19 protein-coding genes and 2 riboswitches are annotated in these 19,679 nt (G+C 69.8%); of the genes, 5 read left to right on the top strand and 14 right to left on the bottom strand.

What is annotated here, in order from left to right:
* Positions 1-4: 4 nt before the first annotated feature.
* Positions 5-91: riboswitch (glycine riboswitch) on the bottom strand.
* 1 nt (position 92) lies between these two features.
* A riboswitch (glycine riboswitch) is annotated at positions 93-179 on the bottom strand.
* An 80-nt stretch (positions 180-259) separates the two neighbouring features.
* The 7 genes from ABLE93_RS18155 to ABLE93_RS18125 are packed head-to-tail and all read right to left on the bottom strand — an operon-like array spanning position 260 to position 7,246.
* Positions 260-1,255 carry an amidohydrolase family protein gene (locus ABLE93_RS18155; protein WP_348841268.1) on the bottom strand — a complete coding sequence of 332 codons (996 nt, stop codon included), beginning with the start codon at positions 1,253-1,255 and terminating at the stop codon, positions 260-262.
* Entirely contained in the window at positions 1,252-2,463 is a 1,212-nt protein-coding gene (locus tag ABLE93_RS18150; RefSeq protein ID WP_348841267.1) for an amino acid ABC transporter substrate-binding protein, read from the bottom strand. The genes ABLE93_RS18155 and ABLE93_RS18150 overlap by 4 nt, the downstream gene beginning before the upstream one ends.
* A gap of 48 nt (positions 2,464-2,511) precedes the next feature.
* Entirely contained in the window at positions 2,512-3,903 is a 1,392-nt protein-coding gene (locus tag ABLE93_RS18145) for a dihydroorotase (protein ID WP_348841266.1), read from the bottom strand.
* A 20-nt stretch (positions 3,904-3,923) separates the two neighbouring features.
* Complete coding sequence (locus tag ABLE93_RS18140; protein ID WP_348841265.1) at positions 3,924-4,640, bottom strand: ABC transporter ATP-binding protein; 717 nt, start codon at positions 4,638-4,640, stop codon at positions 3,924-3,926.
* The gene (locus ABLE93_RS18135; RefSeq protein WP_348841264.1) at positions 4,637-5,410 is read right to left on the bottom strand and encodes an ABC transporter ATP-binding protein; all 774 of its coding nucleotides are present in this window, start codon (positions 5,408-5,410) and stop codon (positions 4,637-4,639) included. The genes ABLE93_RS18140 and ABLE93_RS18135 overlap by 4 nt, the downstream gene beginning before the upstream one ends.
* Positions 5,397-6,377, bottom strand: a complete 981-nt coding sequence (locus ABLE93_RS18130) for a branched-chain amino acid ABC transporter permease (protein ID WP_348841263.1) — start codon at positions 6,375-6,377, stop codon at positions 5,397-5,399. The genes ABLE93_RS18135 and ABLE93_RS18130 overlap by 14 nt, the downstream gene beginning before the upstream one ends.
* Entirely contained in the window at positions 6,374-7,246 is an 873-nt protein-coding gene (locus ABLE93_RS18125) for a branched-chain amino acid ABC transporter permease (RefSeq protein ID WP_348841262.1), read from the bottom strand. Before ABLE93_RS18125 ends, ABLE93_RS18130 begins: the two co-directional genes overlap by 4 nt.
* 170 nt (positions 7,247-7,416) lie before the next feature.
* On the opposite strand from ABLE93_RS18125, the gene ABLE93_RS18120 reads away from it, so the two are divergent.
* Genes ABLE93_RS18120 through ABLE93_RS18110 form a run of 3 tightly spaced genes read left to right on the top strand, consistent with a single transcriptional unit; the run spans position 7,417 to position 9,548 of the window.
* Positions 7,417-8,154 (top strand): GntR family transcriptional regulator, encoded by a 738-nt coding sequence (locus ABLE93_RS18120; protein ID WP_348841261.1) that lies wholly within the window; start codon positions 7,417-7,419, stop codon positions 8,152-8,154.
* 19 nt (positions 8,155-8,173) lie between these two features.
* On the top strand, positions 8,174-8,512 hold the full coding sequence (locus ABLE93_RS18115; RefSeq protein WP_348841260.1) for a hypothetical protein: 339 nt from the start codon (positions 8,174-8,176) through the stop codon (positions 8,510-8,512).
* On the top strand, positions 8,505-9,548 hold the full coding sequence (locus ABLE93_RS18110; RefSeq protein ID WP_348841259.1) for a CobW family GTP-binding protein: 1,044 nt from the start codon (positions 8,505-8,507) through the stop codon (positions 9,546-9,548). Before ABLE93_RS18115 ends, ABLE93_RS18110 begins: the two co-directional genes overlap by 8 nt.
* Positions 9,549-9,552: 4 nt before the next feature.
* On the opposite strand, the gene ABLE93_RS18105 is transcribed toward ABLE93_RS18110, so the two are convergent.
* Positions 9,553-10,491 carry a GlxA family transcriptional regulator gene (locus ABLE93_RS18105; protein ID WP_348841258.1) on the bottom strand — a complete coding sequence of 313 codons (939 nt, stop codon included), beginning with the start codon at positions 10,489-10,491 and terminating at the stop codon, positions 9,553-9,555.
* Between the two features lie 92 nt (positions 10,492-10,583).
* Between ABLE93_RS18105 and ABLE93_RS18100 the strand changes: the two genes are divergently transcribed.
* On the top strand, positions 10,584-11,270 hold the full coding sequence (locus ABLE93_RS18100; RefSeq protein WP_348841257.1) for a DJ-1/PfpI family protein: 687 nt from the start codon (positions 10,584-10,586) through the stop codon (positions 11,268-11,270).
* Between the two features lie 17 nt (positions 11,271-11,287).
* On the opposite strand, the gene ABLE93_RS18095 is transcribed toward ABLE93_RS18100, so the two are convergent.
* The 4 genes from ABLE93_RS18095 to ABLE93_RS18080 form a co-directional block, all read right to left on the bottom strand.
* Positions 11,288-12,502: an NAD(P)/FAD-dependent oxidoreductase gene (locus tag ABLE93_RS18095; RefSeq protein ID WP_348841256.1), complete on the bottom strand. Its 1,215-nt coding sequence runs from the start codon at positions 12,500-12,502 to the stop codon at positions 11,288-11,290.
* 186 nt (positions 12,503-12,688) lie between these two features.
* Positions 12,689-13,930: an ABC transporter substrate-binding protein gene (locus ABLE93_RS18090; RefSeq protein WP_348841255.1), complete on the bottom strand. Its 1,242-nt coding sequence runs from the start codon at positions 13,928-13,930 to the stop codon at positions 12,689-12,691.
* 141 nt (positions 13,931-14,071) lie between these two features.
* Positions 14,072-15,148 carry a Glu/Leu/Phe/Val dehydrogenase family protein gene (locus ABLE93_RS18085; protein WP_348841254.1) on the bottom strand — a complete coding sequence of 359 codons (1,077 nt, stop codon included), beginning with the start codon at positions 15,146-15,148 and terminating at the stop codon, positions 14,072-14,074.
* Positions 15,145-15,867, bottom strand: coding sequence for a DJ-1/PfpI family protein (locus ABLE93_RS18080; RefSeq protein ID WP_348841253.1), 723 nt, complete (start codon positions 15,865-15,867; stop codon positions 15,145-15,147). The genes ABLE93_RS18085 and ABLE93_RS18080 overlap by 4 nt, the downstream gene beginning before the upstream one ends.
* A gap of 109 nt (positions 15,868-15,976) precedes the next feature.
* On the opposite strand from ABLE93_RS18080, the gene ABLE93_RS18075 reads away from it, so the two are divergent.
* Positions 15,977-16,978, top strand: coding sequence for a GlxA family transcriptional regulator (locus tag ABLE93_RS18075; RefSeq protein WP_348841252.1), 1,002 nt, complete (start codon positions 15,977-15,979; stop codon positions 16,976-16,978).
* Positions 16,979-16,994: 16 nt separating this feature from the next.
* On the opposite strand, the gene lpdA is transcribed toward ABLE93_RS18075, so the two are convergent.
* Both lpdA and ABLE93_RS18065 read right to left on the bottom strand, forming a co-directional pair.
* Entirely contained in the window at positions 16,995-18,386 is a 1,392-nt protein-coding gene (gene lpdA / locus ABLE93_RS18070) for a dihydrolipoyl dehydrogenase (RefSeq protein WP_348841251.1), read from the bottom strand.
* A 3-nt stretch (positions 18,387-18,389) separates the two neighbouring features.
* Positions 18,390-19,679 carry a dihydrolipoamide acetyltransferase family protein gene (locus tag ABLE93_RS18065; protein ID WP_348841250.1) on the bottom strand — a complete coding sequence of 430 codons (1,290 nt, stop codon included), beginning with the start codon at positions 19,677-19,679 and terminating at the stop codon, positions 18,390-18,392.

Below are 19,679 nucleotides of genomic sequence, written 5' to 3'. Positions count from 1 at the left end.
CGCCCCCTCTGTCACGGAACCTGAGAGCTTCTCCGCACGCGCGGATATCCCCTTCGGTGGATCAGGATGGGCCTGATCACTCTCCAGAGTGCCTTGATGGATCGGTCCTTTTGCCTGAGAGATTCCGGGGCGGTTGCTCCTTCGGCGGCGCTTGCGGCGCCCTCTCCCGAGCCATCTGAACGGCCCGGGCAGCATAGGCATGCGCCGAAGGAATTCAAGACAATTGATTTTTGTCCCGAAACTGTCTGATCGAACGACGTCAGACAGCGGCGGAGGGGGCGCGGATGCCCGACACCAGCCGCGCGCCGTTGGCGAGCACCATGCTGCGCACCTGCGGCCCCAGGAGATCGAGGGCCGCCAGCGCCTTCACGCCCTCCGCATCGCCGATCTCGAAGGGGAAGTCCGTGCCGAAGACCACCCGCTCCGCGCCGACGAGATCGACGAGATAGGCCAGTGCCTTGGGATGGGCAACGACGGTGTCGTAATAGAGATCACGCAAGTATTGCGACGGCGGCCGGCTGATGTGCGCGCGGCACGCCGGATTGGCCTCGTAGAGCGGGGCCTCATAGGCGAGGTCCAGACGGCCGGCGAGCATGGCCAGCGTGCCGCCGCCATGGGCCAGCACCAGCTTCAAGCCGGAATTGCGCTCCAGCACCCCGGCGAAGATCAGCCGCGCCACGCACAAGGCGGTTTCCGAGGGCCAGCCCACCAGCTGCAGCATGGTGAAGCTGCCGAAGGCAGGCCGCTCGACCCCGGTGGTGGGATGCATGAAGACGATGCAGTCCTGCCGCGCACATTCGGCCCACATGGGCGCGAAGGCGGGATCGTCGAGCGGACGCCCCGCCGCCGAGGTCGGCAGGGCGACGCCCACATGGCCCTCGTCCAGCCCGCGCCGGATCTCCGCGACACACCGCTCCGGCTCGGCGATGGGCGGAACGAGGAGCCCGCCGAGCCGGCCGCCGCCCTCGCCCACCGCCGCGAGGGTCTGGTCGTTCAGGCGACGGGCGAACGCGGCGTCCGCCGCCCATCCGGCGTGGGAGACCACGCGCGGCGGGGGCGAGACGAGCTGGAGGGCGATGTCGCGCCGTTCCAGGCTTTCGAGCCGCCCCGCCATATCGAACAGCAGCGGATCGAGGGGGCCGTAGCCGGCGAACCGGAAGCCTTCTGGGCATGTCTCCATGCCGAAGGCGCCCTCCCGCACGAGTTCGCTCAGGAAATCGCGCGAGAGGGCATGGGCGTGGACGTCGACGATCACTGGAACGGCTTGCGCGGATAGACCACGGGCGCCGCCGCGATGGCCGCCGGATAGACCGGGACGGCCTTGCCGCCCTGCACCTGCGCCACCACGGCCGAGGCCTTCACGTCGACGCCGGCGTCGTTGTACTTCACCGGTCCGAAGAAGGTGTCGGTGTCGAGCTGGAGCATGGCATCGCGCACCTTGACGGGATCGATGCTGCCGGCCTTCTCGATGGCGAGCTGGAGCGACAGGGCGCCCGCGGTGCCGGCGGCGGTGATGTAGGTGGGCACCTCGCCGTTGAACTGCTTCTTGAAGGTGTCCACGAAGGTCACGCTGTCGGCGACCACCGGGCCCTTGTAGGTGAGGGCCGGGTCCCAGATCTGCACGCCGAACAGATCCTCGGCCGCCGGCCCGAGGGCGTTCAGGAAGTCCGGAATGCCCACCGCGAAGGCGAAGCCGATGAGCTTGGGGTTCACCTTCAGCGTCTGCAGCGTCTTGACGAGCAGGATGGAGTCCTGGACGTAGCCGGTGAGGATCAGCACGTCAGGATTGCTCTCCTTCAGCGCCGTGGCGACGGAGGAGAGATCGGCCGAGCCCTTGGGATACTTGGTGGAATAGACCACCTTAAGGCCCTCGGCCTCCGCCTTCTTCTGCGCGGCGCCGGCGAACACGTTGGGGAAGAGATCGTCGGGGCCGGCGATTGCGATGGTCTTGGGCGGGTCCTTCACCGTCTTCAGCAGCGCCAGCATCGGGTCGAGGGTGGTGGAGGCGAGGGGCGCCGGGCAGAAGATGTATTTGTAGCCGCGCTGATAGAGGCTGTCGGCCGTCGCCATGGGCGTCATGGTGATGACCTTGTACTTCTCGCTGATCGCCGCCGTGGCGGTGGCGATGCCCGAGGAGTACGGGCCGAGGATGAAGCCCACGCCGTCCTCGGTGATGAGCTTCTCGGTGAGGCGGGCGGAGGTCTGCGGCTTGCTCTCGTCGTCGTAATAGATGACCTCGACGGGCATCTTCTTGTCGCCGACCTTGATGCCGCCGGCATCATTCACCAGCTTTTCCCAATAGGCATAGCCGTTCTTCAGGAGGTGCCCCTCGCGGGCGAAGTTGCCGGTGAGGCTGACGGCGGCGCCGATCTTGATCTTCTCCTGCGCGGCGGCGGTGCCGGCGCCGAGGAGGGTGGCGAGGCCGAGGGCGGCCACGCTCTTCACCAGAGTTCGTCTGTGCATCATCTCGCTCCTGCTGGTCCCGGAAGGTTGGAGGGTGGTCTCAAGAATTCAGGCGGACGCCGCCGTGCCGGGCACGAAGCGCCCGAAGCCCGGCGCGCCCACGAGCTTGCCGTCCTGCGCGACGATGGTGCCGCGCACGATGGTGTGGGTGGCCGCGCCCTTGGTGGCCATGCCCTCCCAGCTGGAGAAGCCGGTGCGCGAGAGCATGTCCTCGTTGCGGAAGACGCCTTCGCGGCTCATGTCCACGATGGTGAAGTCGGCATCCGCGCCGGGCTGGATCACGCCCTTGCGGGGAAAGATGCCGAAGCGCCGGGCCGGCGCCTCGGCGGCGAGCCGCGCCACGTCGTTGAGGGTCAGGCGGCCCTCGTTCACGGCATTCATCAGCAGCGGGATGTATTCCTGCGCGCCGGTGACGCCGAGCGGCACCGAGAAGAGGTCCTTCCAGCCGGGATCGACATCGTCCTTCGAGTGGGGCGCGTGCTCCAGCACGATCATGTCGGCGGTGCCGTCCTTGATGGCGTCCCAGCCGGCCTCGGGGTCATAGGCCCAGTTGTACGTGCGCGGGCCCACCTTCTCCATCTGCGCGCGGTTCATGAACATGGTGCCGAGCTCCAGCTCGCACGACACGTCCTGGCCGAGGGCGTATTTGGCGTGGTGGATCATCTCGTTGGCGCCCTTGGGCATGACGCCGAGATGCAATACGTGCAGCTTCACGCCGCAGACGCGCGCGTAATAGAGCGAGGCGGCAAGGCCCGCGACCATGCCGTGGCCGTACATGTAGCCCTTCGAGAAGCTCTCGTGATAGGCCATGGCATCGGTGCGGCCCTTGTCGATGTAGTCGCGGAAGGTGAGCCGCTTGCACCACTCAGGGTCATCGTGGTGAACCGAAGCGACCAGCCCCATGTCCCGCGTCGCCTCGTAGAGCTCGAACAGGATGCCGTGGTCGAGCACGCCGAGCTCGGAGATGTAGGGATAGACTTCCTTGATATGGCGCGTGTTGAAGATCTTGATGCCGATGGCGCCGGCCTTGGCGAGGGCCTCCACCGTGCGCGGATAGAGCCCGCCGCCATAGAGCGCGTAGTCCACATGGGCCTTGGGCGCGACCAGCGCTTTCTTCATCTCATAGTCTTCGAGCGTGGTCGGGTGCGGCGTGTTGTTGGTCATGTCGATGCACATGGTCACGCCGCCGACCGCCGCCGCCGCCGAGCCGGTCTGGAAGTCTTCCTTGTAGGTGTGGCCCGGCTCTCGGAAGTGGCAGTGCACGTGCCACAGGCCCGGCAGCACGGCGAGACCCTTGGCATCCACGCGCTTCGCCGCCTCGGTGAAGGGGCCGCCGATGGCGGAGATCTTGCCGTCGAGCACGGCGATGTCCGCCGTGAAGGTGGAGGTCGGGGTGTGGATCGTGCCGTTTTCGATCACGAGGTCATAGGGTCGGGACACGTCACGCTCTCCAAAGCACGTCAGTTGAGGCCCAGATAAGCGGCGCGGATGTCCTCGCGCCGCAGGAGGTCGTCGGCCGGGCCGTCGATGGTGATGCGGCCGGTGTCGAGCACGTAGCCGCGGGTGGCGATCTCCAGCGCGAGGCCCACGTCCTGCTCCACCAGCAGCACGGTGATGCCGCGCTCGCGGTTGACCTGACGCACCGCCTCGGCGATGCGGTCGACGATCACCGGGGCGAGGCCGAGCGACATCTCGTCGATGAGCAGCAGGCTCGGCCGCGCCATCAGCGCGCGGCCGATGGCGCACATCTGCTGCTCGCCGCCGGACATGAGGCCGGCGAGCCGGCCCTCGAGGCGCTTCAGCTCGGGAAAGAGCTGGAAGATAAAGGCGATGTCGTCGTCCTCGCCCTCGCGGCTGGGGCGCGCGGTGGCGCCGAGCCGCAGGTTCTGCAGGACGGTGAGGCCGGCGAACAGGCGCCGGCCCTCGGGCACCATGGCGATGCCGCGCCGCGCCCGCTCGTGCGGCTTCAGCGGGCCAAGGTCGGCCCCCGCAAAGCGCATCTTGCCCGCCCGCACCGGCACGAGGCCGGTCAGCGCACGCAGCAGGGTGGTCTTGCCGGCCCCGTTGGCGCCCACCAGGGCGACGATCTCGCCTTCGGCCATGTCGAAGCCCACGTCCCACAGGACGCGGCTGTCGCCATAGGCCACGGCGAGGCTTTCCACTGCGAGAAGGCTCATGCTGCGCCTCCCGCCGCGGCCGCATGGGCAGCGGAGTGCGCCTTGGCGAAGCGCTGGCCGAGATAGGCCTCCACCACCTTGGGGTCGGACACCACGGCCTCGGGCACGCCCTCGGCCAGCTTGGCGCCGAAGTTGAGCACCATGATGCGGTCGCAGAGCGCCAGCACCGCCTTCATCACATGCTCGATGACGACCACGGTGAGGCCGGCCGCCTTGAGGCTCTTCACGAGGTCGATCATGCGTTCGATCTCCGTGTGGTTGAGGCCGGCCATCACCTCGTCGAAGAGGATGATGCGCGGGCCCATGGCGAGCGCGCGGGCGACCTCCAGGCGCTTCCTGTCGGCGAGGGTGAGCTGCGGCGGCATGAAGGCGGCCTTGGGGGCAAGGCCGGTGCGCTCCAGCGCGGCATCGGCGGCGGCGAGCCAGGCGTCGCGGGTGCGTAGCCGGGCATGGCCGAACATGGCGCCGATGGCGACATTCTCCCGCACGCTCATGGCCTTGAACGGCTGCACGATCTGGAAGGTACGGGCGATGCCGAGGCGGGAGAGGCGATGCGGCGGCAGGCCGGTCACGTCCGCCCCGGCGAAGCGGATCGCCCCGCCGTTGAGCGGATAGACCGCCGAGATGGCATTGAGCAGCGTGGTCTTGCCGGCGCCGTTGGGGCCGATCACGCCGAACACCTCGCCTTCCTCCACGCGGAAGGAGACTCCGGCCAGGGCCTTCACCCCCCCGAAGCGGATTTCGAGGTCGTTCGCCTCAAGCAGCGCCATGGCGCGACCTCCACCGCTGGATCAGGGAACGCCCGGCCACCAGCATGCCGTTGGGGGCGACGAGGCAGATGACGACGATGAGCAGGCCGAAGACGATCTGGTGGGCCTGGAGGAAGCCGCCCCACACCAGCGTCGCCAGGAATTCCAGCACGAAGGCGCCGAGCACCGGGCCGATCACCGTGCCCATGCCGCCGAGGATCAGCATCATGTAGGCCTTCACGCCGATGGCGGGATCGAACGCGCTGGCCGGCTCGATGAAGGTGATCCAATAGGCCCACACGCCACCGGCGAAGCCGGTGATGCCGGCAGAGATGGCCCAGGCGGCGACCTTGGTGGCGGTGGTGTCGATGCCCATCACCCCCGCCGCGCGCTCGCCGTCGCGGATGGCGCGCAGCGCGTAGCCGAAGGGCCGGGTGAGGATGAAGGCCACCAGCACGGTGGACACCACCATACCCGCCAGCATGACGAGGTAGATGGCGCGGTAGAGCGGGCCCGGCGGCAGGTCGGAGAGCGGCAGCGGCAGGCCCTCGGCGCCGCCGGTGACGCCGCCCACCTGGATGACCAGCTGGATGGCGGCAAGGTTCAGCGCCACCGTGGCGATGGCGAAGTAGTGGCCCCGCAGCCGCAGGATGGGCCAGCCGATGATGCCCGCCACCAGCGCGGAGAAGGCGACCGCGGCGACGAGCGCCACGGGAAAGGGCGCCCCGAGCGTCATGGCGACGCCGCTGGCATAGGCGCCGAAGCCGAAGAACACGGCATTGCCGAAGGCGTGGTAGCCGGTGAGGCCGACGATGACGTTCAGCCCCTGCGTGACCGTAGCGTACATGAACACCGTGGTCAGCACCCTGAGCCAGTAATTGTTCAGCGCCAGCGGCGCGAGGGCGAGCACCAGTGCACCCAACGCGAAGAAGGCCCAGAAGAGAAGGGCGCGGCGGCGCGCGCCCGGGGCGGCAGCAGGCGGGCTCATGCGTGCTCCCCGAAGAAGGCGCGGCCGAACAGTCCTTGCGGCCGCAATGCGAGCACGAGAAGGAACAGGCCGAAGCCGACGATCTCCTGATAATTGGCGCCCAGGAAATAGCCGGCCCAGGCCTGCACCAGCCCGTAGATGAAGCCGGCGACGATGCAGCCCTCCACCGAGCCGATGCCGCCGAGCACGGTGATGACGAAGACGGCGCTGAGGAAGGTCATGCCCATGCCCGGCATGACGGGAAACAGCATGGACGCGAGGGAGCCGGTGGCGCCCGCCAGCGCCGCGCCGGCGCCCGCGGTGAGGGCGTAGATGCGCTCCGGGTTGATGCCCATGAGGGAGGAGACCTCCCGGTCCAGCGCCGTGGCGAGGATCATCTGCCCGGCGCGGGTGAAGCGCAGGAAGGCGAAGAAGGCGATGCCGAGGGTGATGGAGAGGCCGGCCGCCAGAAGGCGCACCAGCGGAATGAGGACGCCGAACACCTCGATGGAGCTTGCCGCATAAGAGGAGTTCACCGAGCGCACGTCGGAGGTGAAGGCGATGGAGACCGCATCCACCATCACCAGCTCGATGCCGAAGGTGACCACCAGCGACAGGAGCAGGCTGGTGCGGATGATGCGGTTGAGCACCAGAACCTGCAGCGCATAGCCGAGGGCGAACATCGCGGCCATGGAAACCGGGATGGAGGCGATGGGATCCAGCCCCGCGAAGCGGAACAGGCCGTAGGTGATGTAGGCGCCCAGCATGATGAAGCCGGTATGGGCGAGATTGATCACCCCCATGACGCCCCAGACCATCGAAAATCCGATGGTTGCGATGCCATAGAGGCCACCGAGCAATAGCCCGTTGGCGGTGGCTTGCCAGAGCACCTTATCCCCCTCCAAATTGTTGCGAATGCTTGATTTTATGTTTGACGACAGGCTTGTTTATACATATCTTATGCAAAATAAATTGAGTCATGCAACAACCGATGTCTGAACGATCCGCACAAAGAAACCGCACCCGTGCCTCAGGACGCGCCAGTCCCGCGGCGGCACCCGTGCTCAAGGCCGCAATCTCCAAGGGAGGCTCCAGCGAATTCGCCTATCAGGTGATCCGCGCGGAGATCGTCTCGCTGGCGCTCGCCCCCGGCTCGGACCTGGACGAGGCGGCGCTGGTGAGCCGGCTCGGCCTGTCGCGCACCCCCTTGCGCGAGGCGCTTGTCCGCCTCGCCGGCGAGGGGCTGGTGCAGATCCTGCCCAACCGCGGCACCCGCGTCGCGCCCATGGGCTGGAACGACATCCGCGAGCATCTGGAGGCCTTCGACCTGTCCCAGCGCCTCGTCACCCGCTGGGCGGCGCTGCGCCGCACGGAAGCGCAGATCGCCGGCATCGACGCCGAGCGACGCGCCTTCGAGGCCGCCACCGAGCGGCGCGATTCCGAGGCGATGCTGGAGATCAACTGGCGCTTCCACGCCGCCATCGCCGCCTGCTGCCGCAACAGCGTGGTGGAGCGCTTCTATCTCCAGCTGCTCACCACCAACCTGCGCATCTCGCGCCTCGCCATGACCTACGACTGCTTCTCGACCGAGGAAGCCTATGGCGCCCACGTGGGCAACATCATCCGCGAGCATCGCGAGATGGTTGAGGCGATCCGCGCCCGCGAGGCCGACCGGGCCGATGCGCTGGGCAGCTCCCACGCCGGCCTCGCCCGCAAGCGCGTGTCCGAATGCCTGACCCAGAGCATGCTCTCCGACATGGAGCTGCCGCTGGGCGGGGCGCCCGACAGCCTCGCCTGAACCCGAGAAGGAGAACCGCATGTGTGAGGTCTGCGCGATCTTCGGCGCCGGGGAGCATTGGAGCGATTTCGCGCGCCAGCGCGATGCGCGCTTCCCCTTCGAGGACATTCTGCACTACCGGACCGAGCGGCGGCGGCGCATCGCTATGCTGAACGCGCTGGTGGCGCCCCTCGGCCTCGTCTGCGAGGACTGGGACGGGGAGGCGCTGGCCCTCACCGACGCCCGCGGCCGCACCAAGATCGCCCCGACGCTGGGCGACGTGTGGCCCATCGCCGAGAGCCTCTCCGGCCGCAGCATCGACCCCCTGGCCGAGGACTTCCTCGCCCCGCGCGCCGACACGGAGGCCGCCCATGGATGACCGGCTTCCCCTCGTCGTCGTCACCGGCTTCCTCGGCTCCGGCAAGACCACGCTCATCCGCCGCTTCATCGAGACGCCCGACGGAAGCGACTCCGGCCTTATGGTCAACGAGTTCGGCGAAGCGGGCGTCGATCACCGCCTGCTGGTGCATGCGAGCGAGGCGGTGGAGCTCATCGACGGCGGCTGCCTGTGCTGCGCCCGGCGCGCCGACGTGGCGAAGGCGATGCACGAGCTGGTGCGGATGGCGAAGTCTGGCGGCGGCTTCCGCCGCGCCATCCTGGAAACCTCAGGCCTCGCCGATCCCGCCCCCGTCATCGCCACCCTTGCCCGCGATCCCTGGCTGAAGGCGCACGTGCGCCTCGCCTCGGTGGTCGCGGTGGTGGATGCGGTGGCTGGACTCAAGAATCTGGAGCTGCGCCCCGAAGCGCGCCGGCAGGTGGCCATCGCCGACACCGTCGTCCTGACCAAGGGCGACATGCGCGCGGCCGAGCCCACCGTGCGCCTCGTCGCGGCGGTGCGCGCCATCTCGCCGGACGCCCGCATCCTCGATGCCCAGGACGAGAGCTTCCGCCTGCCGGACGTGCTGGCGGGCGCGGAGAGCCTCCACGCCCCGCCCTCCCCCTTCCTCGCCGATGCGCCGGAGCACGACGCCGAGGTGGCGTCCTTCACGCTGCCCATCGCCGGCACGCTGGACTGGCCGGCCTTCACCCTCTGGCTGTCGGCGCTGCTGCACGCCCATGGCGACCGCATCCTGCGGGTGAAGGGGCTGCTGCGGACCACGTCCTCCGACCGCCCGCTGGCCATTCACGGCGTCCAGCACGTGATGCATCCGCCGACCCATGTGTCTGAGCGCGACGCCGGCCCCTCGTTCCTCGTCTTCATTGCCCGGGGCATCCGGAAGGCGGAGATCGAGAACAGCCTTGCGCGGGCGCTCGAGCGGTGCCGGCCCTTCGCTGCCGACGCCGCCGCGCCAGGAGAATGGACCCCCGCAGCGCGCCAGGATGCGGAGCCGATGGCCGCCTTGCGCCTCGGCTGAAGACCTAGCCGCTGCGCGCCGCCCGTCGCAGCGATTGCGGGGGCTGGCCGAAGGCGCGGACGAAGGCGCGGCGCATGCGCTCGGGATCGCGGAAGCCGGTGGCTTCGGCCACCCGCTCGATGGGCTCCGCGGAGGACTGCACATGCTCCCGTGCCACCTCCAGGCGCAGCCGCTCGATGGCCTTGGACGGCGTCGCCCCGGTTTCCGCCGTGAAGATCCGGGCAAAGTGGCGGGGGCTCAGCCCCGCCCGGTCGGCGAGGTCCTCGACGGTCAAGGGCTTGTCGAGATGCTCGCGCACCCAGGTGAGCAGCGGACCGAACCGTCCGTTGGGCGTCTTGAGTTCGAGCAGCGAGGAGAATTGCGACTGTCCGCCGCTGCGGCGATGGTAGAGCACCAGCTGGCAGGAGATGTCCTTGGCCACCGCGTCCCCATGTTCCTCGGCGGCGATGGCGAGCGCCAGGTCGATCCCCGCCGTGATGCCGGCCGAGGTCCAGACGTTGCCGTCCCGCAGGAAGATGCGGTCAGGATCGAGCCTCACCTTCGGATAGCGGGAGACGAAATCCTGCGTGCGGCACCAGTGGGTGGTGGCCTTGCGCCCGTCCAGCAGGCCGGCCGCCGCCAGGACGTAGGCGCCGGAACACACGCTCGCGACGCGCACCCCGCGCCGCGACAGACGCCGCACGAAGGCGAGGGTCTCCCGACAGTCGGTGGCGGCCTCCACCCCGAGACCGCCGGCCACCACGAGGGTCGAGATCGCCTTGGCCGATTTCAGGCTGGACGCCACCACCTCCACGCCGCAGGAGCTGCGCACCGGCCCCGCCTGCATCGCGATCATCCGCACCTTCGGCGCGGTCGGCACGAACCGCCGCGCCATCTCGAACACCGATGCGGGGCCCGAGGCATCCAGCAGCTGGAAATCCGGGAAGATCAGGATGCCGATCATCGCATGTCTGGAAACGAGGGAACCTCGACATTCAAGATAAGATCGCACCATGCCATGCTCGGCAGGTCAAGATCCGTCCCGAAGGCTGCAGAATGTCCCAATCTTTCAAGTTCGGCCTGCTCGTATTTCCCCAGATCACGCAGCTCGACATGACCGGGCCGCTGCAGGTCTTCTCCAGCCTGCCGGGCGCGGAGGTGCATCTGGTGTGGAAGACGACCGAGCCGGTGCAAAGCGACACGGTGCTCACCATCACCCCCACCACCCGCTTCGCCGATTGCCCGCAATTCGACGTTCTCTGCGTGCCCGGCGGCTACGGCACCGACGCGCTGATGGGGGATGAGGAGGTGCTGGGCTTCCTGCGGGCGCAGGCCGCCGGCGCGCGGTTCGTCACCTCGGTCTGCACCGGCTCCCTCGTGCTCGCGGCGGCGGGGCTGCTGGAAGGCCGCAGCGCGGCCACCCACTGGAGCGCCACCGAGGTGCTGCCGGTGTTCGGCGTCTCCGTCTCGCGCGAGCGGGTGTGCATCGACGGCAACCGCATCACCGGCGGCGGCATCACCGCCGGCATCGACCTCGGCCTCACGGTGATCTGCGAGCTGGTGGATCGCCGCACCGCCGAGGCCATCCAGCTGCGCATGGAGTACAACCCCGCGCCGCCCTTCAACGCCGGATCGCCCGAGACGGCCCCGCCCGAGGTCGTCGAGCTCCTTCAGGAGCGGATGAAGCCGGCCAAGGCGCGCCGGCTCGCTCTCGCCGAGGCGGCAGCGGCCCGCATGCGCTGACGCGCCCATGGGGGCCTTTATTGCAGTCCGCGGTCGAGGCCTTCGACCGCGGCGGCATCCCCGTCTATGGCGCGCGCGAGCCGGGCGGCGGTGACGGGACCCAGCGTAAAGCCCTGGTGGCCGTGGCCGAAATGCAGCCAGAGCCCGGGGTGGCGTGGCGCCCGGCAGACCAGCGGCAGCATGCCCGGCAGGCAGGGCCGCGTGCCGGACCAGGGCGTCGGCTCCACCGGCGCGCCGAGATCGAGCAGCGCGCGGGCGGCCGCCTCCCCCCGTGCCAGCTGACGCGGGTTGACGTTGGGCTCCGCCGCCGACAGTTCGGCGGCCGTCGCGATCCGAAGCCCGTCGAGCATGGGCGAGAGGACCACGGAATGGTCGGCCAGCAGCATGGGCCGGCGCAGGCCGTGCTCGCCGCCATAATGGCGGTGATAGCCGCGCTTGCGCACCATGGGCACGCGATAGCCGAGGGGCCGCAGCAGTTCCGGCGACCAGGGGCCGAGCGCCACCACGACGTGCTCCGCGTCCAGCCCCGCCACCTGCCAGCCCGCGCCGGAGCGCTTCAGGGCGCGCGCGTCGCCTTGGACAATGCGACCGCCCCGCGCCTCGAACAGGCGCGCATAGGCGCCCACCAGCCGGCCCGGTGAAAGGCATGTCCAGGGCGCCGTCCAGTGCACCGCGCCGGCCGGCGCATGACGCAAGGCCGGCTCGGCGCGGGACAGCTCCGCCCGGTCGGCGACGGTGAAGGCGACGCCGTATTCCTTCTGTCTGCGTTCCGCCTCCAGAACGGCGGCGGCAAGGCCCGACGGCGTGTCGTGGACCAGCCAGTAGCCGTCCCTGCGGATGAGGTTGTCCGCGCCCGAGGCCTCGATGAGTGGCGCGTGGCGCGGCACGGCCTCCGACACCAGCTGCCGCCAGAGGGGGATGACCCGGCGCATGGAGGCAGGCAGCGACGCGCGCCAATAGCTGAACAGCGCGGGTGCGCGTCCCGGCAGCGAAGGCCAGTGGAGGTGCACGGCATTCTTGGCGCCGAGCGCCATGCCGAGCAGCGCCAGAGGGCTCGCGGGCAGCCCATAGGGCTCCACCGCTTCCGACTGGATGAAGCCGGCATTGCCGTAGCTCGTCTCCGACCCCGGCGGAGCGCGGTCGATGACGACGCAGGCGTGCCCACGCTCCTGCAAGGCCAGAGCGGTGGCGATGCCGACGATGCCGGCGCCGAGAACTGCAATTTCCGCCATGGTGTCTCCTGCACCGCCACCGTCCGGGCGCCTGCAAAATCGCGCATCCGGCCGCGCCGGTCCATCGACCACCATCGCGTCGACCGCCGCGATCGCCGCGGCCGGATCGTGACGGGCCTCTCCGTCACACATCCGCGCCGCGCCCCATGCTGCCCGCGCGGGCGGCCGGGGCGCGGCGCCATTGGCCTACTTCGCCTTGGCCGTCACCAACGGGCAGTCGCTCTCGCTCAGCGGACGATAGGCCACATCGGCGGAGATCTTCTCGAGCACCTTGTAATAGGCCCAGGGCTTATCCAGCTCCTTCGGCTCCTTCACCTGAACCAGGTAGAAGTCGTGGACGAGCTTGCCGTCGGCCCTGAGCTTTGCGCCCGGCGCATAGAAATCGTCCACCGGCGTCGCGCGCATCTTCTCCAGAACCCGGTCGGTGTCGTCGGAATCGAGGGCGGCCACCGCCTTGAGATAGTGGAACACGGCGGAATAGACCGACGCCTGCGGGGCCGTGGGCATGGCGCCGTGCAGGGCATAGAAGCGCTTGGCGAAGGCGCGGGTGTCGTCGTTCAGGTCCCAGTACCAGGCGGTCACGCCGGTCAGGCCCTTGGCCGTCTCGAGGCCCATGCCGTGGATGTCGGTGAGGAACATCAGCAGGGCCACCGGCGTCTGGGTGCCCGAGCCCATGTTGAACTCGTGCCACTGCTTGATGGACGAGACGAGCTGCTCGCCGGCATTGGCGAACGCGACCACCTTGGAGCCCGAGCTCTGGGCCTGCAGCAGGAAGGAGGAATAATCCGCATTGCCGATGGGGTGGAACACGGAGCCGAGGGACTTGCCGCCGACCGAAGTCAGCATCCGCTCGGATTCGGCCACCATATTGCGGCCGAAGGCGTAGTCGGCGGCGATGAAGAACCACTTGTCCTGTCCCTGGCCGACCAGCTTTCGGATCGGGCCGGCGACGAGATTGTAATTGTCGTGCAGCCAGGCGAGCCCGGTGGCGGCGCACTGCTTGCCGGTGATGTCCACCGTGCCCACGGCCGCGTAGGTGATGATCTTGTTCTTCTCGCGTCCCAGCGACTGCACGGCGAGAGCCACCGCCGAGTTGGTGACGTCGGCCACCATGTCCACCCCGTCGGCAAACCAGCGGCGCACGATCTGCGCGCCGATGTCCGCCTTGTTTTGATGGTCCGCGACGAGCAGTTCCACCTTCACCGCGGGGGCGATCTTCTTGAAATCCTCCAGCGCCAGCTTGGCGGCGGCGACGGACCCCTTGCCCGACAGGTCCGAGAAGGTGCCGGACTGGTCGTTGAGGATGCCGATCTTGATGACGCCGTCGGAAATCTCGGCGGACGATGGCGTCGCCATGAGGGCGACGGCCGTGAGGGCACCGGCTACCGATGTCCAGAGGGTGCGCGGGCGACGTTTGCGGTGATCCATGTGTTTATCCTGTGTCATGTGTGCTGTTCCCCTGCGAGCCGTCTGCGCGGCTTCTGGAAGGTTCGGTGCGGCGGGCGAGATCGCGCGAACCCGCCCGCCCCATGCGTTTGTTGGACGAATGCTGCGCCGCCGAGCGACCGCCTACAATGTCCGTTTTCCCTCGTTTCCGGCCATGGCCGCCGCGCCCTTTGCGATCAGCTCGCGGGCCATGGCATCGGCCACCTGCGCGGGCGAGGTCCCGCTCGCCTCGGCGCGGTCGAGCACCTGCGCCAGACGAGTGGGAATGCGGTGCACGGCGTCCTCGACCGCGCCCGGGTGGTGGCCGAGATATTCGGCGGCCACGTTGATGATCCCGCCGGCATTGGCCACGAAATCGGGCGCATAGAGAATGCCCCGCTCGTGAAGAAGGCCGGCATCCGCGCCGGTGGCGAGCTGGTTGTTCGCCGCGCCGGCGATGAGCCGCGCGCGCATCTGCGGGATGGTGGACGGGTTCAGCCCGCCGCCGAGCGCGCACGGGGCGAAGAGGTCAACGTCGGCGGCGTGGATCGCCTCAGGCGCCACCACCTCCACGGGGATCTCCGACCGCAGGCGCTCCGCCGCGTCCGGCCGGACGTCGGCGACCACGAGGGTGGCGCCGGCTGCGTGCAGCCGCCGGCACAGGTCCGCGCCGACGTTCCCCAGCCCCTGCACGGCGATCCGGCTCCCGGACAGCGGAAGCCCCCGCCGGGCGAACACGTGGTCGATGCTGAGGAAGACGCCGAGGGCGGTCCAGGGCGAGGGATCGCCCCCCGCCCGTCCGTCGTCGGCCGGAACCCCGAAGACGAAGGGCGTCTGCGAGCGCACCACCGCCATGTCTTGCGGCGTCGTGCCCACGTCCTCCGCCGCCAGATAATCGCCGGCGACTTCGTTGAGCACGCGCCCGAAGCCCCGGAACAGCGCCTCGCGGTCGAACGCGCCCGCGGGCCGCCGGATGACGGACTTGCCGCCGCCCAGCGGCAGGCCCGCCATGGCGTTCTTGTAGCTCATGCCGCGGGCGAGGCGCCGGGCGTCGGCGCGCATGGCGGCCGCGTCGTCATAGTGCCAGAAGCGGCAGCCTCCCGTCGCCGGCCCGAGGGCCAGCGAATCCACCACGATCACGCCCGACAGGTCGCAGCTCGGGTCCTCGAACCGGAAGATGCGCTGCCCGTCGTCCTCCTCGCGGGTCATCCGCAGGGTCATTGCGCTGCTCCGGCATCCGCCACAGCCTTGGCATCCCGCATGCGGGCGAGCGCCCGCTCGCTGGACCGCCGCCGCTCCTCGAGGAGCGGACGGGCCGCGGCCCGGATCTCGGCAAGGACCTCCGCCGGAGCGTTGTCTTCGGAGATGTCGAAGGGCGGCTTGGGGTCGTATTCCAGGAACAGCTGGATGCGCTTGGCGACCTCGTCGCCGCACAGTTCGGCGGCCACCGCGAAGGCAAAGTCGATGCCCGCCGTCACGCCGCCGCCGGAGATGCGGTTGCGGTCCACCACGATGCGCTCCTTCACCGGGATGGCGCCGAGGATGCCGAGCTGATCGCGCGATAGCCAGTGGCAGGCGGACTTGTAGCCGTCCAGCAGCCCGGCGCCGGCGAGGATGAAGCAGCCGGCGCAGACCGACGTTACATAGCGCGCGCTCGCCCCGGCGCGGGCCACGAAGTCCAGCACCTCCATGTCGTCCATCAGCGCCGTCTGGCCCGGACCGCCGCCGACGCAGAGCACGTCGAGCTGCGGACAGTCGGCGAACGTGGTCGTCGGCATGAGGGTGAGGCCCACATCGCTGGTGATGGGCTCGATGGTCTTCCACAAGAGATGCATTCGCGCACCTGGCAGGCGCGCCAGAACTTCAAACGGCCCGGTGACATCCAGCTGAGTCATGCCGGGAAAGAAAAGAATCCCGATGTCCAGAGTTGTCTTGCTCACGTCGATCCCCTTCCATGATGTGGCATGAGTTTGGGGATGACAGGCTGCGGCGGAAACGACATTCTACCCTCCTTTCCTGCCAGGCGGTCGCGACGCGATGGAGGGCGGCATGCTGCAGCGAAACGTGGTTTTCGTGGTGTTTCCCGACGCGCTGCTGCTTGACCTCTCCGGCCCGCTGGCGGTGTTCGAGCTGTCGTGCGAGACCGCGGGCAGTGCTCCCCCGCCCTACCGCCTGACGGTGGCCTCGGCGGCCGGCGGACTGGTCCGCACCTCGTCCGGCTTGGAGCTGATGAGCCATCCGCTCGCCGAAATCGGCGATGTGGATACGCTGGTCGTCGTCGGCGGAACGGGCGTCCACGCCGCCGCGCGCGATCCCGACCTGCTCGCATGGCTCACCGCCCGCGCCGGCGGCATCCGGCGGGTCTGCTCGGTCTGCACCGGCACCTTCGTGCTGGCGGCCGCCGGCCTGCTGAAGCAGCGGCGCGTGGTGACGCACTGGGGCTCCTGCCGGCTGCTGCAGGATCGCTTCCCCGACCTCACGGTGTCGCCCGACGCCATCTATGAGCACGACGGGCCCATCTGGACCTCCGCGGGCGTCACCGCCGGCATCGACCTGGCGCTCGCCTTGATCGAGGACGACCGCGGCCATGCCGAGGCCATCCGCGTCGCCAAACGGCTGGTGGTGTTCCTGAAGCGCGCCGGCGGGCAGACCCAGTTCAGCGTGCCCTTGGCCTTGCAGGAGGCGGACGACGGCGACTTCGAGGCCCTGCACAGCTGGATCAGCGATCATCTCGACCACGACCTGCGGGTGGAGGCTCTGGCGGAGCGCGTATCCATGAGCCCGCGCACCTTCGCGCGGCTCTATACGGCGCGCACCGGCCGCACGCCGGCCAAGGTGGTGGAGGAGCTGCGGCTCGACGCGGCGCGCCGGGCTCTTGAAGAGACGCGGCAGAGCATCAAGGAGATCGCCGTCCGCTGCGGCTTCGCCGACGAGGAGCGCATGCGGCGGGCCTTTCGGCGGCGCATGGGCGTCAATCCGCAGGATTATCGCGGCAAGTTCGGCGCGATCGAGGCCAGCCGCGGCGTCGCTGCCGGCGACACCCCGCGCTGAGCGCCCCGCCGGCCCCTCACGCGTGGAGCGCGTGGCCGAGGGCGCCAAGGGCGGCTTCATGGAAGGCTTCGCCCAGGGTCGGATGGGCATGGACCATGCCGGCCACGTCCTCCAGCCGCGCGCCCATCTCGATGGCATCGACGAAGGCCGTGGCGAGCTCGCTGACGTGCGCTCCCACCGCCTGGACCCCCACCACCACATGGTCTTCCCGCCGGGCCACCACGCGCACGAATCCGGCCTCCGCATCGAGCGTCATGGCGCGCCCGTTGCCGAGGAAGGGGAAGGTGCCCACCACCGCCTGCTCCGGCCCGCCCGCCTGCTCCGGCGACAGGCCGACGACGACGATCTCCGGGTCGGTGAAGCACACGGCGGGGATAGCCGCGGGATCGAAGCGGCGGCGGCGTCCGGCGATGATCTCGGCCACCATCTCCCCCTGCGCCATGGCCTTGTGCGCCAGCATGGGCTCGCCCACCGCATCGCCGATGGCGAAGACGCCGCGCATGGAAGTGCGGCACTGGTCGTCCACGGCAATGCGGCCGTCCTTCACGTCCACCGCCATGGCGTCCAGCCCGAAGCCGTCGAGCCGCGCGCGGCGCCCCACCGTGCTCAGCACCATGTCGGCGGGAATGTCGAGGCGGCCTGCGTCCTGCGTCTCCACCGCCAGCACCCCGTCCGCATGGCCGAGGGCGCGGGATGAGAGATGGAGCGCGACTCCGCGCTTCTCCAGTGTGCGGCGGACCGGGTCGGTGAGCTTCGAATCGTACAGCGGCAGGATGCGGTCCTGCCGCTCCACCACGCTCACCGCCACGCCGAGCTTGGCGAAGGCGATGCCGAGCTCCAGCCCGATATAGCCCGCTCCCACCACCGCCAGGCGCTGCGGCAGCGCGCCCAGCGCCAGGGCCTCGGTGGACGAGATCACGGCGCCTCCGAACGGCAGCCCGGGCAGTTCCACCGGCACCGAGCCGGTGGCCAGCACCACGGTCTCGGCGGATACGGTGATGCGGCCCTCCGCCGTCTCCACCGCGCAGGTCTTGGCGTCGCTGAACACCGCGCGGCCCGAGAGGGTGCGCACCTTCGCCTTCTTTAGCAGCGCGGCAACCCCGCCCGACAGCCGCGCGACGATGCCGTCCTTCCACGCCACGGTCTGGGCGAAGTCGATGGCCGGCGCGCTCGCCCGGATGCCGGCCGGGTCGATGCCCGCGGCGGCGGCGGTGAGATGGGCGAAGCGCGAGGCCGCCTCGATCAGCGCCTTGGACGGGATGCAGCCCCGCTGGAGGCAGGTGCCGCCGAGGCCGCCCTCGTCCACCAGCACGGTCTCGATGCCGAGCTGGCCGGCGCGGATGGCGGCGACATAGCCGCCCGGCCCGCCCCCCACGACGAGGAGGCGGGTGGTCAATGCTGAGGTCATGTCTCACTCCACGAAGAGGGTCGCCGGCTGCTCCAGCAGGTGTCTGAGCCGCTGCACGAATTCCGCCGCCACGACGCCGTCCACCACGCGGTGGTCGAAGGAGGAGGACAGGTTCATGATCTTGCGCGGCACGAAGCCGCCGCCCGCGCCTTCCATGTAGACGGGCCGCACGGAGATCTTGTTGACGCCGACGATGGCCACCTCCGGCGCGTTGATGACCGGCGTGGTGGCGAGCCCGCCCAACGCGCCGAGGCTGGTGATGGTGAGGGTGGAGCCGGAGAGGTCGTCGCGCGCGATCCGCCCCTCCCGCGCCGCGTCCGCCAGCGCCGCGATGCCGGCCGCGCAGGCCCACAGGTCCAGCGCCCCCGCGTGGCGCAGCACCGGCACCACGAGGCCGGCGGGCGTCTGGGTGGCGATGCCCACATGCAGCGCCGAATGCTGGCGGACGAGGCCGGCCGCGTCGTCATAGCGGGCGTTGAGGCCGGGGAAATCCGGCAGCGCCTTCGCCAGCGCCCGCACCAGGAAGGGCAGCAGGGTGAGGCGCGGACGGGCCTTGCCGTGGCGCTCGTTCAAGGATTTGCGCAGATCCTCCAGCGCGGTGACATCCACCTCCTCGATATAGGAGAAATGCGGGATGCGGCGCTTGGTGTCCTGCATCCGCTCGGCGATGCGACGGCGCAGGCCGATGACCGGCACCTCCTCCACCGCATCCTGCGGCGCCGACGCGGGGCGCTCCGTCTCGCCGCCGGCGAGCGTGCGGTCGAGGTCGGCATGGGTGATGCGGCCCTCCGGCCCCGTGCCGGCGACGAACTGAAGCGGCACGCCCGCCTCATAGGCGCGCCGCCGCACGGCGGGCGAGGCGAGCGGGCGGCTTCCCGGCGCGCGGCGGGCCATGGGGGCCGGGACCGGCTCGGGCGCCGCTGGTGCGCTCACGCCGGCCGGACCGGCGGCAGTCTCGGCCAGGGCGGGCGCGCGGGCGGGACTCGCGGGCGGGGGCGGGGCGGGAGGCGAAGCCGCGACCGCGCTCTCCGTGGTCGCGACGGCTGCCTCCTGATCGGTCTCGAAGACGATCAGCTCGGCGCCCACCGGCACGGTCTCGCCGGGTGTCGCATGGAGGGCGATGACGCGGGCGGTGAAGGGGGCGGAGATCTCCACCGTCGCCTTGTCGGTCATCACGTCCACGAGGGGCTCGTCCTCGCGCACGACCGCGCCGGCCTTCACGTGCCAGGCGGTGACTTCCGCCGCGGCGATGCCTTCGCCGATGTCGGGGAGCTTGAAGGTGATCCGGGCCAT

The sequence above is a fragment of the Xanthobacter pollutisoli genome (assembly GCF_040044995.1).
Lineage (GTDB): Bacteria > Pseudomonadota > Alphaproteobacteria > Rhizobiales > Xanthobacteraceae > Xanthobacter.
Note: the sequence above shows the minus strand (reverse complement) of the source record. Positions and strands in the feature narration are given on the sequence as shown.

Excerpts from the sequence above, each read along its gene's own strand:
- ABLE93_RS18150 (WP_348841267.1), bottom strand. The coding sequence starts at position 2,463 with ATGCACAGACGAACTCTGGTGAAGAGCGTGGCCGCCCTCGGCCTCGCC.
- ABLE93_RS18140 (WP_348841265.1), bottom strand. The coding sequence starts at position 4,640 with ATGAGCCTTCTCGCAGTGGAAAGCCTCGCCGTGGCCTATGGCGACAGC.
- ABLE93_RS18135 (WP_348841264.1), bottom strand. The coding sequence starts at position 5,410 with ATGGCGCTGCTTGAGGCGAACGACCTCGAAATCCGCTTCGGGGGGGTG.
- ABLE93_RS18130 (WP_348841263.1), bottom strand. The coding sequence starts at position 6,377 with ATGAGCCCGCCTGCTGCCGCCCCGGGCGCGCGCCGCCGCGCCCTTCTC.
- ABLE93_RS18115 (WP_348841260.1), top strand. The coding sequence starts at position 8,174 with ATGTGTGAGGTCTGCGCGATCTTCGGCGCCGGGGAGCATTGGAGCGAT.
- ABLE93_RS18110 (WP_348841259.1), top strand. The coding sequence starts at position 8,505 with ATGGATGACCGGCTTCCCCTCGTCGTCGTCACCGGCTTCCTCGGCTCC.
- ABLE93_RS18105 (WP_348841258.1), bottom strand. The coding sequence starts at position 10,491 with ATGATCGGCATCCTGATCTTCCCGGATTTCCAGCTGCTGGATGCCTCG.
- ABLE93_RS18100 (WP_348841257.1), top strand. The coding sequence starts at position 10,584 with ATGTCCCAATCTTTCAAGTTCGGCCTGCTCGTATTTCCCCAGATCACG.
- ABLE93_RS18095 (WP_348841256.1), bottom strand. The coding sequence starts at position 12,502 with ATGGCGGAAATTGCAGTTCTCGGCGCCGGCATCGTCGGCATCGCCACC.
- ABLE93_RS18090 (WP_348841255.1), bottom strand. The coding sequence starts at position 13,930 with ATGGATCACCGCAAACGTCGCCCGCGCACCCTCTGGACATCGGTAGCC.
- ABLE93_RS18085 (WP_348841254.1), bottom strand. The coding sequence starts at position 15,148 with ATGACCCTGCGGATGACCCGCGAGGAGGACGACGGGCAGCGCATCTTC.
- ABLE93_RS18075 (WP_348841252.1), top strand. The coding sequence starts at position 15,977 with ATGCTGCAGCGAAACGTGGTTTTCGTGGTGTTTCCCGACGCGCTGCTG.
- lpdA (WP_348841251.1), bottom strand. The coding sequence starts at position 18,386 with ATGACCTCAGCATTGACCACCCGCCTCCTCGTCGTGGGGGGCGGGCCG.
- ABLE93_RS18065 (WP_348841250.1), bottom strand. The coding sequence starts at position 19,679 with ATGGCCCGGATCACCTTCAAGCTCCCCGACATCGGCGAAGGCATCGCC.